The organism is Spirosoma terrae (assembly GCF_010435915.1).
Taxonomy (GTDB): Bacteria; Bacteroidota; Bacteroidia; order Cytophagales; family Spirosomataceae; genus Spirosoma; species Spirosoma terrae.
This window is the reverse complement of sequence record NZ_JAAFZH010000025.1, coordinates 42,136-58,130: the sequence shown is the minus strand read 5'-3', so window position 1 is coordinate 58,130 and position 15,995 is coordinate 42,136. Positions and strand designations below refer to the sequence as shown.

Here is a 15,995-nt window from a genome sequence, read left to right as displayed (position 1 = left end):
CGGCTATCACTGCAAGAACCAATTATTATTCCTTCCTTGTACTACTTCTAAGAGTAATTGGCTGATATGAAATGAGTTAACATTTCGATCGAGAAAGGTATCTAAATAACTACTCTTGACTGCCCCAGTGAAAAGATTATATATCTTCCACAAGCTGATAGATCCATCTTCGCTCCGACAGAAAGAGCTATCGTGGTAATAGTCGCGAGCAATTGTATTGACTTGCGAATCACCTAATAGTAAAGGGATAATTTTCTTCTTCTGAACAGGTGGTAAATATTGGTATAAGCGACACCGCCCCACGAGTTGAGCAAATTGATGCTCAGTCAGGTAATAATCCATCAATCGACTCATACACTCTAGTTGCTTTTTTGCCTGATAACGAACTACTAAGTCAACAATAGCTTTTTTCAATTGATTAATCGTCTTCACTCGTAGATCAGCAACATATCCATCTGACCATATACAAAGATTCGTACACACTTTATTTTGGAAGCCAATGAACAGTTTAAAGTGTTCATCCACGCCTTTCCTTTGATGCAAACTGTCGAGATTATACGCTTTGACTCCACCAATGGTTAGGGATAGTGTATTACCATCAATGGTTTCATATAACGATGGGATTTCAATAACAAAGGCAGCTCGTTCGTAATAGAGCGTCTTTTCCCATTCCTCTAAGTCTTTGGCTGGTTTATTCCTCGCTGTTGGAACTCTACCTTTAATGGGATGAGAAACCCTAATTACTGGGTTAAGAATAGTTTCGTGCGGAAAAAGCCGATGAACCGATTCAGTAGTAGCTTCAATAAAATCTCCGTGGCTAATCAATGGTTCATTATCCTTACTATACACTGGAATAATGTGATGTTGCTGAATTTCCCACAAGGTCGTAGGTAAAGTGTTAGCCAAAATAAAAGCCCCTTCGTTTGAAGAGGCTTGATTGATTACCGTGGCTTCCAAAGCCTCAGCTTTTAACAGGTTTTGTGTTTGCATGGTATTAATTTATGTTAAACATTAGATTGACTGATTTACGGTAGTTAGTTGTACAATGATTACAGCAATGTGCTGGATACAAGCAAAAATGCTATAATATAATATCTGATTGAGCGGATTTGAATTAGCGTAAAAACCCTGGAAAATAGTAACATAGGCGTACGCCTAATGGGAAACACATATTTTAAAATTCTGCTAGCCAAAGTTAATTAATGGAATCAGTGGGGGTAGTGCAGATCTCAATAGAAGGGGGGGCGAGTTCTTGAGACTGGGTTGTACAATAAAAGCATATATGCAAATAGCAATAGTAATCATAATTAAATGCACTTTATGGTTGATTTTGATTACTATTGCCAAAAGGTTATTGTGTAATATCACTACTACGTACATTTAAAAGTTGTCGCCGATTATCACCAGCATAGTAAATAATGTGCAATAGCGCTCCAAAGTAGCAGCGGGAGCAGGACCATACTTTTCGGTATAACGACGTAGCATCACATCTTTCTCCTTGTAGCATTTGTAGGCCGCATCTCGGTTCAACTGCTCAATACCAGCTTGGCCAACCTTAAGAATTACCTTTTCGAATTGCTCGATGCTCAAGCCATGAACTGTGAACTTAACTTGCTTTGCAAAGTCAACTATCTGATAGGCCGAGTAATAATCTCCATTATTCGTATAGACAGGAGTACGGTTTACAGCTTCCCAATCTACCTTACCTTGCTGGGGTACAGACCTCGTCATAATTTTATTATCTACGTACGTAGCAAGCTGGGTAGATACAATTTTGAATTCAGTAGGTGACTCAGCCATCTTAAATACATCCACTGAAGGTTCGTTATCGGATAAACGCCAGCGATAGCCATCTACAATAACTTCCCCATTAGCATTAAGTATTGCGAACAAACGTTTGGTTACGGATGCACTTTTCGGGAAAAACTTCGCCATATAACAGTTTGAATGACTGTCGAGATAATACTTAACTAAGCTCTGACTATCAAGTACTTTAATGAAATTGCCCGCCTGCTCTTGACCGTAAGAGACAGCAGAAGTGGGGGCATGTTGGCTGTAGTATTGACTAATTTCCGATTTAGTGTAGCCAATCAGGAACTGACCATTAGTCAAGATGGGTATAAATAGACAAACGAACCTTAGAGTGAATGTTTTCTTCATTGAATTGTCGGTTTTGAAAATTGAAGTATGTGGTGTAATGAACTGTATAGGCATAAAAAAACGTAGACGAGACTTGCTTGCAGCCTGAGGTGTGTCCAGCACCTGTACAGCAAAGCAAAGCCAACGCCTACGAGATTGTAGGCGTTGCTCTTCACTTCCCTGCTGTACTTAAGATTTGGACACTTTCAGGCCGCAGGATTAGAAGCTCAACGCTATTGAAAAATGTTAGTAAATTCGGTTATGCTATAAAAAGGTTTGTTTGCTTGGAAAGCCAAATATAAAAATTTACTATCAAGTATCGAATCTCAAGAGGTCTTCAACAATACAGTTTCTCTTTAATTTATCACAAAGAGAAATACCCGCAGATAGACTACGAGTATTTCTAATTCTAGGTACTCAACTTACCCTTCACACAGTATCTAATCGTTCTCTGAGATTACAAGGGAGCATGAAAGTCTACCCTGCACCTGATGATAGGCTCTCTCTGGGTTATATTATCAGCTAAAAGTGGATAGATGCGGGTGAAAGCAGAAGAGAGACATTTAAGCACTTTGTCCACTTTTATATGACGACGTACCCTGAACGATTATAAAAACGGCAAGTGCAAAAAATGCTATAATGTTTCATATGAGTAAAGGCTTAAAAAAGCAATGCTTTTAGTACGGCTAAGAAAACATATACATAACTAATTATTAATGCACTGAAATTTTTCTGGCCATCAACCGCCGGGGGCACATAGCAACAGATTTAGGACCAGGGAGCTAATCAAAACCGGGTAGCTTCATATACACATATACTGAATTGAAGCACTAGTAATTGAAAAAAAGTCCCCGAGTCATTAAATCTGATGAAAATAATTCGATTCAATGATCTTTTAGGCTGGTGAGTTGTATAGCAGGTATAAAACTTCTTTGTAAAATGGGAAATAGCTATATAACTTTAAAAAGTCCTTTAATCATACATATGTTAATTATTCTATTATACATTTCCACGCCAAATGAATTACTATATTGATTTGTTTTCTCCTAGTACATATGAGGCTTTTATCAACTCAAATCGAGATATTACTGGGTTTCGAGAACGGCAAAAAGGGATAGCAAATAAGCTAGAAGTAGGGGATAAGTTAATATGTTATGTGACCAAGCTGTCAAGATGGGTAGGCGTATTAGAAGTAACCAGTAAATCCTTCCAAGACAATGATCCTATATTTGTCCCTATTAGTGATCCGTATATAGTCCGTTTTAAGGTAAAGTCGACCATATACCTACCGCTTGAGAAGGGTATTCCGATTGATAGCAATATCTGTTGGGATCATCTGTCATTTACAAAGCAGCTACCCAAAAAGAGCTTGGCGTGGACTGGTATGGTTCGTGGAAGCTTACGAAAAATTGAAGAAGAGGATGGTGAATATCTAGAAAAAATATTACTCGAACAGTTAAATTATCCAGTAGTCTACCCCTTTGGGGAAACTGATAAGAAAAAGCTTAAAGCTCTAACGGTTAAGACTCAAAATAGTAAGCAGGTAGCTGTATCTATTCCTGATAACGAGGAAGCAACTGACAACCCTACCAAACAGCAACAGCAATCATTTCAGAGGGAATCTATTAAAATCCAAGCTCTATTAGCTGAAATTGGAGAAAGAATGAATTTAAAAATTTGGCTACCTCGTAATGATCGACAAAGAGTAATAGACATCTGGCAACCCAAAGAAAAAGTCCTTTTGGACACTTTACCTCTCAACTACGATGACGCTACATTAAAGACTATTGAAAATATTGATGTTCTCTGGATCAGGGGGCGGTCGATTGTACGAGCTTTTGAGGTTGAACATACGACCTTGATATATTCAGGTATCTTAAGAATGGCGGATTTAATGGCTTTACAACCTAACCTAAATATTAGTGCTCATATTGTTGCTCCTGTTGATAGAAAAGAGAAAGTGTTCCAAGAAATATCGAGGCCTGTTTTTGCATTTCTTGACAGAGGTCCATTAGCAGAATCGTGCACATTTCTCTCTTATGAGTCCATTCAAGAACTTTCTAAGGAAAAACGACTAGAATATATGAAAGATACCGTTCTAGAAGAATATGAAGAATATGCAGAAGAGGCTGATTTATAAATGAAATCGATCCAACTAACTAAATATAGTCCGCTGGATCGATTTCATTTTGATCTATTTCACCTACCCATCTTACCCTAATTTCGGGAGATTAGAATTGTATTATGCATATCTTCTGGTGCTATAGCTCTTTCTTTTTGTGTATCTACAGCTATCTCCACGTCGCTTCTTTCGTTTAAAGCATATACGTATACACCACCTTTTTTGAGTCTTTTAAATTCGTGTTTATGTAATGCCATACCCATCGTTCTTGTTGCTCTTTGGTCAATGCGTACCCCTCTTTCTATCAGATGCTGAATAAGTTGAGTAGTTGTCAAGTATAATTTTGCGTTTTCATTATCGGCATATTTAAAGTAAGTTAGAAGTAACTCCTCTTCAACCGATTTTGAATGATATTGATCATTACTTTTCTCAATCTCAGCTGTTTCATCTTTATCAAACCAGTACTGAAACCCATCTCTATACAATTGTAATGCTTGAGCATATACTTGGTTTATGTTAACGGCATGCTGGTGTTGGATATCATTAACTTCAAAACATAAGAAACGACGAGAACCCGTAGTATCTGTTAAAAATTGATGTCCATTAACAGACCCTACAAATGAAGCCCTTCGAGCCAAATTTTCGTTGTTATGTCCATATGGTCTACGAATTCGGATGTTACTTTTGGTTATCATTTCCTTTAATGAACCAATCTCAGTCCTGTTAAGGTTTTCCAGCTCATCAAGGTTAATTAGCCAGCACTCCGCCAAGTTGATAAGTGTATCTTTATTGCCTGGATTTACAGTGCCTGAAAACAAATAGTCTTTATGCGATTCAGGTACTAATTTCTCCATCCAAGTCGTTTTTCCTAAGCCCTGCTTACCAGAGAACACAATTACTGTTTGATTTACTACTCTTGGATTTAATAGACTAGCTACTGATGCCACCAGCCATTTTCTTAAGCATTTTTCCCATAAAACAGAATTAGTTGTTACTACTGTATCAGCTAGACTCTGAATATGATCGGTTCCATCCCATTTTGTTAATTCCTTAAAGTAGCTCAAGAATGGATCATAGGTCGTGCTAAAGTCCGATAGTAAAATGGACCTTAACGTATTCCCATCGCATTTGATTTGGTTCCGTCGGACGTTCCTAAGTATGGAATATTCAATTCTATCTGTTACTGGCTCATAGCGATTGTTTTCAGTATTTAGGCACTCAACATGCCCTTTAACAATATTGTATCTAAAGGAATAATTTCGACTAAGAAATCGCTCTATCTGTTCAAATTGATTGTCAACCTTCGCTATTTCCTTCGATTTATCTATATCTCCTACTACTAATAATTTATTTTTATCTTCTATAACCATTATATATACTATTTTCCCCAAAATTTAACCTTATTGTCTTCTAGAAATTTACCTACAGCCTTATCCGTGTAGTAAATCTTATGGCCTATTTGGCTGAATTCAATCAACCCCCTATCCCGCCAATTTTGTAACGTACGACTACTTACCTTCATTTTCAGGCTGAGATCGTCATTATCATAAATGATTTGTTCACTGCCTTGTCCTAATTGGGCCACCCGTTGTATCTGGGTTTCCAGCTTTTGTGCCAACTCATTGAGATCAGCACGTGTTATTAACTCTATGTTCATTTTTTCTACAACCGCTCTTTATAAAAACCACCCTGATTTTTTCAGCGGCCATAGTACAAAGGTCTGTAAAAAAGCGTCTTACATTTAAGGCTGATGTGCAATGGCTGAGTAGGGCAGAGGAACACATTATAGGTTAATATTGAGCTATTCCCCGCAAATGAGCGAAAACAGTACCTATTTGTGAACCTGAAATTCTAAATGAATTTTACAAAGGCAGAATTAGGCAGAATTTTTATTTGGGTAAAGGATGTTATACAATTCCAGAATTACACGATTAATCAGCTTAAAACTGGAACTCATTCGGGGAGGGTCAGAAGTGTCTTTCAGTTGATGTGGCAGTATTACCTCTCCTTTATTTGTAAAGCAATCGCTTGCCCGTTGCCATTTTTCCGCTTTCTGAATGAATTTCAGATTGATTAATGAGTCTACGAAGTATCTCAGTTGCTGGTTGGTACCGATCCAATCTATCTTCCGGTGAAATTCACCGTAAAACAAGCCTCTGAAATCTACCTTTGAGCTGTCTGCGGCAACTATAAAATTACCCTCAACCAAAAAATCATAAAGCTTATCAACTCCCATCTCATAAGTCCTTGTTCTTGCAACACCTTGCTGAAAGGTGTTTCTTTGAACGACAATTGGCCGTAATTCGCTTCTATGTTCTTCAACAACAGCCAATGCTGATGGCTTATTTATTGAGGTGTCCTGATAACCATCGAGATTTTCATGCAACCTGTCGATAAACAACCTATACTCCATGCGAAATTGGTCAATGTAAGGCTTCCACTCTTCTGTAGTCTCAATAGCTTGGAGACATAGGCTAAGAGGTACATTGTGGTTTTTTTTTACCAATGATCTACGCTCATCAGGGGTATCATACCACGTTAGCTTTATATCCCAAAAGGCGCAGTCAAAGCATAAGTTGAAAACTCTTCTAATTAATTCTGGAACGGGCTCCTGTGATTGGGCGATCTCATCTATTCGATCCCAGAAGTAAGGAACAACGGAATTCCTTGCCGCAGGTTGAATCCTGTTTCTCAAAAGATTCATGCTAGGCTCATCTGGATTTTGGACATAAGCCCGAATCAACCGCGCACCATCTTCCCTGACTATATAATCAAGTTCATGAAAAGGATATTCCTTCATATCAATCAAAAACCTCCATTGCTTTGTCTAACTCTTCATTAACGATTTTGGCGTAAATCTGAGTCGTTTTCAAAGTAGTATGACCCATCAATTTCGAGACGTATTCCATTCTTACACCTTTCCTTAACGCACGGGTAGCAAAGGTATGACGAGACGTATGGAAACTAATCGACTTGTCAATACCTGCTCGTTGAGCCAAGGTCTTTAAATTCTTGTTAGCATAAGCCGTTCCAGAGGATAAAGCTCGGAAAAGTACTCTGCTATCAGTGTAGTCAGCTTCGTTATTAAGGCACGGAAAGATAAAATTCTCTGTTTTTTCACTAGTCAAAGGCTTGTAAAAGTCGATTATCTCTAAGGCACGCTTAGGGAGTTTAATTGTTACAGGTTCGCCAGTTTTGTGTGTATTTACGACCAAATGAGTTCCCGTGAAGTTACGCCAGCGTAATTGTAGGATGTCAGAGATACGTAACCCTCCACTATAGCATGCAAATATGTACATAAGACGATGATGATTCATCATATACCGCTCAGGGATCTCCAGCGCTTCGAGTCGTGCCAATTCATCCTCAGTTATATAGTCTTTATTGGTTTTTTCAGTACGAAGTTTGTAGCGCAGGAATGAGTTTTGCTCTGCCGTAATTGTACCATCCATATATGCCTGATGAAACAATTTGCGAAAAATCTTGAGGTTTGAATGGATCGTGTTAATCGAGTTACCTAATTCATCCCTAAGATATCGTTCATAGGCTCTCAAGAAGTCAATATCAATATCCGAAAAAGTAAGATTTCGATTTGGCATATATTGCTTAAGCTTTGAAAGTGTTGCCCAAGCCTTATCGTAAGTTCCAGCTTTATTTTCCCGCTTAAGCCAATCCAGATAGCCTACAAAGTACTCTATGAAACTATCGCTAGATTTTCGGTTAACGGCTTCTTTTATACGTCGAGCACTGACTTCTTTATTAGATGTGGCCATCTCAAGAGCCTTGCCTTGGACTTTTCCTAACTCAATAGTTAAGAGGTTGTTAACTCGGGCCGAGTTTGGGTAGCCGCGTTTTACTATTTGCCGTTCGTCATCCCATAGTAATGGAGCCACATAGATTCCTAAAGCCTTATAGCTCGATTTGCGATTGTCAGTAATCCGTAAATATAGTGGGTGCTCCCCTTTTCCATTTATCTTCTCTTTTCGTAGAATTATCTTATAACTTGTTGCCATATATGTGTTTTATCTTATATAAAGTTACAAAATATAATTGACAAAAGCAAGCGTTTGGTGAAACATAGGTAAAACATTTTGTTCATTTTTATTCTTTGTTTTCAAGGTATTTTACAGAATATTAGATTAGTGCGCTAATAATCAAACAATTAAAAAGTAAATAAAAGTGTATAAATGAACTATTCGCAGTCCCGTCCGGACCGCCAACAAATGATGAAAGTCCTTGCAGTATCAGCTGTAAGGACTTTTTTTTATACGTGTATCCTGTTGATCCACTTTCCGGCGATCAGTAGAAGTATTCCTTGTTTCGCCTTCTGCATAAGCTTATTCTTTTTCTGCTTATGACTAGCTTCCCCAAAACCGGTTTCGCACTGGCTTTCTTTTTAACTATCTGTGGTTACTCCTATGGTCAGGAACTGGCTGATTCTGTAAAAGTTGTGGCGAAAGGGGCCACCGTTCAGAAAATAGCCAGTCAGTTTACGTTCACGGAGGGCCCGGCAGTTAATAAAAAAGGTGATATTTATTTCACTGACCAGCCCAATGATAAAATCTGGAAATACGATACAGATGGAAAGCTTTCTCTATTTATGGACAAAACTGGCCGGTCAAATGGATTGTATTTTGATAAGAAAGGGAATATTATTTCCTGTGCCGACGAAAAAAATGAGCTTTGGTCCATTAGCCCGACTAAACAGGTTACGGTTCTGATGACCGATTACCAGGGGAAACGCCTGAACGGCCCCAACGACCTTTGGCCCGACAATAAGGGAGGTATCTATTTTACCGACCCATACTATCAGCGCGACTACTGGGAACGGAAGAAACCTGATCTTGATGGGCAGAAAGTGTACTACTTACCCAAAGGCAAAAAAGAACCCGTAGTCGTAGACGATAATCTGCTCCAGCCAAATGGTATTGTGGGTACTCCTGATGGTAACTATCTGTACGTAGCTGATATTCGGGATAATAAAACGTATAAATACCAGATCAATAATGATGGTAGTTTACGTAATCGCCAGCTTTTTGTCGCTCAGGGATCAGATGGTATAACGCTGGATAATCAGGGGAATCTTTATCTATCCGGGAAAGGCGTTACGGTCTATGATCCGGCGGGGAAACGTATTGGGAATATTCCCGTGCCATCGCGTTGGGTTGGCAATATTTGCTTTGGAGGCAAAGATCGAAAAACACTGTTTATTACCGCAACGGAATCTATTTATACAGTACAGATGCAGGTGAAAGGAGTAGAATAAAATCGGGCAATCCCATCGGAATTGCCTGATCCAGTACGCTGTAAGCTTCTTTTATATATACATACGTAAATTTTTAAAAGCCAGATTTCAATCGTCTGAATTCTAGTGATATCCTAGAAGTCTATGCTATCAATTGTTAACTATTTTGTAGTTTAAAGTTGATAGGTCGTATATAAAAAATGATCTTACTGGCTATTGTGAAGCCTTTAAGTAGGTATATTATGATTTTTCTTGCTGTACGAACATAACGATCCGATCTTTAAATTCTATTCAGGCCAACACTTGTTGTTTTGCGGGAAATAAAAGATGATCAATGTAGATTCGTCATTGATGATAAAGGAACTGACTCGTTATCTGGGACGGCAGGTACAGGTCAATTCTTTGGAGCATGACAAACATGGAGAAACGGGTGTCCTTCAATACGTTCGTGATAAGATTGAAGGGAATTCGCTAACCCCAACCGTTGGTGTCTGGTTTGAAGGGGAAGCGTTTACCCGATCCATGCACCCACAGCAAATACGTCCATTTCTTCGTAGGCTCGACAGCCTGACGGATGAGGAAGCGCGACAGTGTTTCCGACTAGGATATCCTTACTGGGATTTAGGCGAAATCGTTACGTTGGCCAAAGCAGCAACTCACATCGAATTAGTGTCTGGCCCTATCAGACTAACAATCACGACGCAGGGAGTTATATCATCAGAACGGCAGTTCGATGGGGCTGTAGTACCCGCCCGGGTCAATATTTGGGAAGTGCTGAATTATCTTGATAGCCTGTTCATAGATACGAATGGGTATATTGAGCGGGGTGTAGCTGTGAAAGCTCATTAACCATGATAGAAACAAAGACGCCAGCTCAAAACAGAACTGGCGTTTGCCGTTTTCTTAACCTATGAGATATTTCTTACGGTTGCAAAAGTACTACGTGTTTAGGAAGTGGTATGTTAAAAGACGTTAACATTAGTTGTCGTTTGAGTGGATCGAATGGCGGCTATGCATATTCGTCAAGACTAATTGAATCAAAGAGACCATGTGCTTAGTCACTGGTGTAATTTGCTCTTTACGCTACCCGAACTTTATCCGGGAAGTAAGCACCGCTGACTATCTGATTACTCCCTATAAATCGACTTTAACTTCCCCGTTTTATCTGACTAATTCCGCTAGATAGCCTTTCGCATTTTCATTCATAGGGTCTTTCTCAACAGCTTTCTGATAGTAGATGATCGCTAGTTGTTTCAAACCTATCTTAGCATAACAGTCTGCTATCAATTGATACGTATAAGAATAATCACTTGGCTGAACGGCTACGCTCGCACTTAGTTGAAATAGTCGAATTGCTTCTTCGTACCGTTGTCGACGCATCAGGTATTTGCCCGTATTAATCAAATCGCCGGTTTCAAAACCAAAATCATACCGATCCCGCTGATTCGCCCTGATATCCCGGTAGAAAGCAATGCCCTGCTCGAAATCCGTCAGCACTTTTTCGCGAAGATCCAGATATACCGATCGTTTGGGTACTGTGTAGGGCTTTCCCTGGAGAATCGCGATAATGCTATTGGTCAGCGCATTGACCTTAAACTGTTGACTATTGGTCATCAGAATCACAACAATATCATTCTCCACATCATGTGTCATCAGCGCTTCATAATTATAATTAGAGCCATGATGTTGATGCCAGACTAATTTGTCATTTTTAAAGACGGCATGACCCAGGCTACTTTCGTTACCGCCAAAATCGACGGCCAGCATTTGCATGGCCGCTTTATTAACCAACTGATAGTTATCCAGCTTAATCAGCCAGGTATATAGGTCGTCAATGGTTAGGCGGATAAAGCCACTCATTTGTTGCTCGTACCTTCTTTCTTTAAAATTACTGTCAAATGCCCGTGTCATGTCGGGTGCCGTTAGCGGCAGATCCATATAGGTATGGTTCATGCGCAGGGGTTTTAGTAGGTGCTCACCTACGAACGTAGCGTAAGCCTGGCCCGACACAGCTTCAATGATTCGACGCTGTAGATACACATTGGCGTAGCTATACGCATAGGCGTTACCTGGTCTGAAGGCTAGTGCTTTCAACGCTTTTAGTTCGTCAAGTAGCTGCTGATCGCTCGTAGCCCCCGTAATGGGTAGCCCACTGGTGTAGTTAATTAAGTGTCTGAGTTGGATACTATCGGCCCAGCTAGGCAGATCCTTCAGGTACTGGCTGAGCCGATTCGTCAGTGATAATTTTCCTTGTTGCTGTAACAGCAATAGACTTACGCCATTAAACTCTTTAGAGATAGAGCCAACGTCGAAGAGTTTATTAAGGGTCAATGGGGTACGTTTAGTGCCGTCGGCGTAGCCAAGACTGTTACGGTACTGAACAATTCCTCGATGAACAACCAGAACGTTGCCATTGAAAACGCCCAGTTGATGAGCGGCCTGCAGGAGCGAATCGATCCGCTTGTTAGGTAGCTGTTGAGCCGTGGATGGGAACCAGATTACTAGCCCTGCCAGCGCTAAGCTGATTAGTAATAAGCGTTTTATGAACATTGTATCGTTGTGAAAATCAGTCAAGGATACGATGTTCAAACGTGTAATAAAGTGGTAAACTTGCCAACGGCACGATCCCTTTGTCAACGACACCTAAACTCATCGGCAGGTGTTTATCTTTGTCCATTCACCAACGAGCATGACGAGCTTCAAAACCTGGATTGCCTGTTTTAGCCTATTGGGGTTATTTGCAATGGCAGGCTGTCAACCCGAGGTAGTCAGGCCAGAAGGTATCCGGCTCAAACTTGGGGACCAGTCCAGCTGGGCGGGCCTGAATTGGAATGATCAGGACTGGATAGCTACCAACGGTACGTCCCGGCAACAGCTATTCTGGGTACGCTTTCACTTCCGGCTGGATTCTGTAGCTGCCAGGCGTAAGCCATTAGGATTGAGAATCATAGCGCTGGGTTCTTTCGATGCTTTCTGGGACGGACGCCTGATTGGTCATAATGGTCGGGTTGGACGTACGAAAGCGGCCGAGCAGCCGGGGCTGCATGCTACTGAGTGGCCTTTATCGGATGCTGATACGCAACCTGGTGTCCATGTGTTAGCGCTTCGGATATCTAATTTCTACGCCGGTACAGGCTACAGTTTTTATAATTGTGGGATAGAACGTTATTCAGATAGAGTACGGGCATCGCTACAAACAGTTGGCTGGATGGCTATGTTGGCGGGAGCCTTTCTAATCGGGGCGATATATTATTTGTTTTTATCGCTTCATAACCGCCAGGAGCCCCTTTTTAGGCTGTTTAGTTTAATTTGTGGATTATTCTTCTGTCTGATTGTCGTGGAGTACGTTCCCTTTGTCTGGTCGTATCGTTATACTGTGCAAACACCCCGGCTGGAAATAATTGGAGTACTAACCGGATGTATTGCGCTGCTGGTCCCTTCTTTTCTCAATCGGCAATTCGGACTTTTCAAACCTACGTATTTTACGGGTCTATTGGGGCTGCTGTTGCTGGGAATTTTCGTCTACTTTCACGGACGATACGATCTTACAGCCCAATTGTTGAGTTTGACGATGGGCGTCAGTGTCGTGCTGGTATCATTACTGGCCGTGCAGCGACAACGAAAAGGAAGCATTCGCATGCTGATTGCGGTCGTTTTAAGTGGAATATGCGCTTACTTCTTTTATTACGATTATAGTCTTTACCTGAGTTTCGGCTTCTTACTGTTAGCCATGCTCTATGGACTGGTAATTCGTTCGCAGGAAATAGATCAGGCATATAGGCAGAGCTTACTGCTTTCAGAACGGCTAAAAACGGAATTGCTGAAAAAAAGTATCCAGCCCCATTTTTTGCTGAACAGTTTAACTGCGCTTATCGACTGGATTGAGGAATCTCCTCGGCAGGGCGTAGTGTTTATCGAAGCGCTGGCGGGCGAATTCAGGTTATTGAGCCAAATGGTTGATGTGCGTTTGGTGCCCATATCCCATGAAATCGAGCTATGCAAAAGCCATCTGGCCGTCATGCGTTTCCGTAAAGAGATCGATTATGTTTGGGCCGATTGCGGCATCGATCCATCAGATACAATCCCCCCGGCATTATTACACACTGTGCTGGAAAATGGCATTACGCACAGTTTACCACTGGCTGATGGGACAATCCGGTTCCATCTTTCGGGTCATCGAAATGAGCACTATCGGCAGTATCAGTTCCGTACGCTGGCGATAAACCGCACCGTTAGTCAACAAGTCCAGGCAGGTCTGGGCTTGCAATACATTAAAGCCAGGCTAACCGAAAGTTACGGCTGTGACTGGAGCTTACTTTCTCAGGGAAATGAAGAAGGGTGGTTAACCCAAATAACAATCTATGCGCATTCTAATCATTGACGATGAAGCCCGAATAGCTGCCCGAATTGAACGGTTTGTACGCGAATTGCTGGGTTCCTCGCTAACCAGTCTGGCTCGTTGCGATAGCATTGAGCTGGGTATTGAGCACATTCGTCGCTATGGCATTGATTTGTTATTTCTGGACCTGAATTTGAATGGACAGGATGGGTTTGACGTCTTGAAAAGTGTAGTTGCAGAATCTTTCCATACCATTGTAGTTTCTGCCTATACCGACAAGGCCATCACCGCTTTTGAGTACGGTGTGCTCGACTTTATTGGCAAACCCTTCGCCATCGAACGGGTAAAACAAGCGTTGGACCGGGTTAGCTTAAAATCCGCTACGTTGCAGTCTCCTCTTAAATTTCTAGCAGTAAAAACGCGGGGCCAGATTCGACTAATTCCCGTTGAGGATGTCCTGTTTGTAAAGGGGGCAGGTGTTTATGCCGAACTGCATCTGCATAACGGCTCTAAGGCATTGCATGATAAAACCCTGGAAAAACTGGCCCAGCTACTACCCGATAGCTTTGACCGTATTCATAAATCCTATCTGGCTGATAGCCGATATTTTGCAGGTATTCACATTCAATCAGGTGGACGCTATACGCTGCAATTAACCAATGGCCAACAATTACCCATCGGACGTAGCCGATATGAGCAGCTCAAGCAATACTTCCATTAGGTAGGATGGTGAACAAGAAAAGCCTAAACAGTCTCAGCATAAAATAAATGCCGGACCAAGTACGCCCGGCATTTATCTCATCCTCTTTTCCAAAAACCTTCTAAGCAAAAGTAGTAAGCTCATTAAGACATCGGGGTTAAAAGGTGGTTATAAAAAACAACCCGGCTCAATTGGCCGGGTGTTTTTGCTTCATCTTGTTCATATTACCTATTCATCAGTTAGTACGCGGCCTGGATGCTGGGCGTTGCTGGCTTCTGAAAAATAGTCTACTATTTATGAATGCTGATTTGGTTGAAAATCGAAATAATAGACATTAGTTCATGGGTATTTTATTGGATTTCCTTTTTAACGAAAAGAAAAACTGTAACTTAGAGCCAATAACAATCTGTTTTCGCGGCTTCCGCTTCTACCTAAATGATACACCAGGCTTCATGAGCCGTAACCAGAACCATAGTTCGGTTACGGCTTTTTTTGTGCTTACTTCTGATACTTACTTATATTTTCTTTCGTAACCAGCTCAAATGGAATTAGCGTCTCTTTATCGTAAGGCTGGCCTTTCGCTATTTTTATCGCTGTTTCGATTGCTTTAGCGCCTTGCTGTTCTGCATTCTGAAAAATTGTTGCATCTAACGTACCGTTCTTAACTGCCTGTAGCGCATCGGGAATAGCATCAATACTGACCACAATAACTTTGTTTTTTAAGCCCGCGCTTGTTAGTGCTTTAACGGCTCCCATGCCCATCTCATCGTTCTGAGCAAAAACAGCATTGATTTGCGGGCCATAGGATTGAATCCAGTTTTCCATCAGCGTCATTGACTTCGCCCGGTCCCATTCGCCGGTCTGGTGAGCCAGTAATTTCAGGCCAGGGTATTGTTTCAGCACCTCACGGGCACCCTGTTCGCGCTGAATCTGCGCGGCCTGCCCCATATAACCATGCATCATCACTACGTTGCCTTTTCCTCCCAGCCGTTTCGCAATGTAATTCATGGCAATACGTCCTGACTCTGCGTCATCAGAGCCTACGAAGGCTGTGGGCTTTGCGCTGGTGGCCGAGTTTACATTAATAATGGGGATATGGGCAGCCAGGGCTTTTGTTACGGCCGGTGAGCTGGCTTCTACTTCGCAGGGGTTCATTATAATGGCATCTACCTGTTGGGCAATGAAGCTCTCCACCTGCTCGATTTGTTTTAATGGTGACCGTTCGGCGTCGATAGAGATGAGTTCAACGCCATCGGCCTCCGCTTTTTTAGTCATTTCGTCGTTGACATTAACTATAAACTCATTTTGCATACTGAGCATAGTGGCTCCAATAACCAGCTTTTTGCCACCTTCTTTATCTGCCTTCTCGCTGGACGATGATTGGCCGCATCCTCCCAGAAATAACGATAGGAGCAGGGTATGGGTGAGTAGTACGGATTTACGTATCATA

The 15,995-nt window shown here is 41.3% G+C and carries 13 protein-coding genes; 5 read left to right on the top strand and 8 right to left on the bottom strand.

Features of this window, described 5'->3' with window-relative positions:
• Positions 1-6 precede the first annotated feature (6 nt).
• Positions 7-990: a DUF3871 family protein gene (locus GK108_RS30325; RefSeq protein ID WP_163955354.1), complete on the bottom strand. Its 984-nt coding sequence runs from the start codon at positions 988-990 to the stop codon at positions 7-9.
• Positions 991-1,380: 390 nt separating this feature from the next.
• The gene (locus GK108_RS30320) at positions 1,381-2,160 is read right to left on the bottom strand and encodes a hypothetical protein (RefSeq protein WP_163955353.1); all 780 of its coding nucleotides are present in this window, start codon (positions 2,158-2,160) and stop codon (positions 1,381-1,383) included.
• 997 nt (positions 2,161-3,157) lie between these two features.
• Here GK108_RS30320 and GK108_RS30315 point away from each other — a divergent pair.
• Positions 3,158-4,279 carry an EVE domain-containing protein gene (locus tag GK108_RS30315; protein WP_163955352.1) on the top strand — a complete coding sequence of 374 codons (1,122 nt, stop codon included), beginning with the start codon at positions 3,158-3,160 and terminating at the stop codon, positions 4,277-4,279.
• 77 nt (positions 4,280-4,356) lie between these two features.
• On the opposite strand, the gene GK108_RS30310 is transcribed toward GK108_RS30315, so the two are convergent.
• The 4 genes from GK108_RS30310 to GK108_RS30295 all read right to left on the bottom strand — a co-directional run bounded on the left by GK108_RS30310 (position 4,357) and on the right by GK108_RS30295 (position 8,274).
• The gene (locus GK108_RS30310) at positions 4,357-5,631 is read right to left on the bottom strand and encodes a VapE domain-containing protein (RefSeq protein ID WP_163955351.1); all 1,275 of its coding nucleotides are present in this window, start codon (positions 5,629-5,631) and stop codon (positions 4,357-4,359) included.
• A gap of 8 nt (positions 5,632-5,639) precedes the next feature.
• A complete protein-coding gene (locus GK108_RS30305) occupies positions 5,640-5,918 on the bottom strand; it encodes a helix-turn-helix domain-containing protein (RefSeq protein ID WP_163955350.1) in 279 nt (92 codons plus the stop codon).
• Positions 5,919-6,137: 219 nt separating this feature from the next.
• Entirely contained in the window at positions 6,138-7,061 is a 924-nt protein-coding gene (locus GK108_RS30300; protein ID WP_163955349.1) for a hypothetical protein, read from the bottom strand.
• 1 nt (position 7,062) lies between these two features.
• Positions 7,063-8,274, bottom strand: a complete 1,212-nt coding sequence (locus GK108_RS30295) for a site-specific integrase (RefSeq protein WP_163955348.1) — start codon at positions 8,272-8,274, stop codon at positions 7,063-7,065.
• A gap of 341 nt (positions 8,275-8,615) precedes the next feature.
• Here GK108_RS30295 and GK108_RS30290 point away from each other — a divergent pair, with 341 nt between their 5' ends.
• Positions 8,616-9,527, top strand: a complete 912-nt coding sequence (locus GK108_RS30290) for an SMP-30/gluconolactonase/LRE family protein (protein ID WP_163955347.1) — start codon at positions 8,616-8,618, stop codon at positions 9,525-9,527.
• 306 nt (positions 9,528-9,833) lie between these two features.
• Positions 9,834-10,355 (top strand): hypothetical protein, encoded by a 522-nt coding sequence (locus tag GK108_RS30285; protein WP_163955346.1) that lies wholly within the window; start codon positions 9,834-9,836, stop codon positions 10,353-10,355.
• Between the two features lie 312 nt (positions 10,356-10,667).
• Here GK108_RS30285 and GK108_RS30280 read toward each other — a convergent pair whose 3' ends face one another.
• Positions 10,668-12,056 carry a serine hydrolase gene (locus GK108_RS30280; RefSeq protein WP_163955345.1) on the bottom strand — a complete coding sequence of 463 codons (1,389 nt, stop codon included), beginning with the start codon at positions 12,054-12,056 and terminating at the stop codon, positions 10,668-10,670.
• Positions 12,057-12,195: 139 nt separating this feature from the next.
• Here GK108_RS30280 and GK108_RS30275 point away from each other — a divergent pair, with 139 nt between their 5' ends.
• A complete protein-coding gene (locus GK108_RS30275) occupies positions 12,196-13,887 on the top strand; it encodes a histidine kinase (protein ID WP_163955344.1) in 1,692 nt (563 codons plus the stop codon).
• Complete coding sequence (locus tag GK108_RS30270; RefSeq protein ID WP_163955343.1) at positions 13,868-14,566, top strand: LytR/AlgR family response regulator transcription factor; 699 nt, start codon at positions 13,868-13,870, stop codon at positions 14,564-14,566. Before GK108_RS30275 ends, GK108_RS30270 begins: the two co-directional genes overlap by 20 nt.
• Before the next feature lie 477 nt (positions 14,567-15,043).
• On the opposite strand, the gene GK108_RS30265 is transcribed toward GK108_RS30270, so the two are convergent.
• On the bottom strand, positions 15,044-15,994 hold the full coding sequence (locus tag GK108_RS30265; protein WP_163955342.1) for a sugar ABC transporter substrate-binding protein: 951 nt from the start codon (positions 15,992-15,994) through the stop codon (positions 15,044-15,046).
• Position 15,995: the final 1 nt, after the last annotated feature.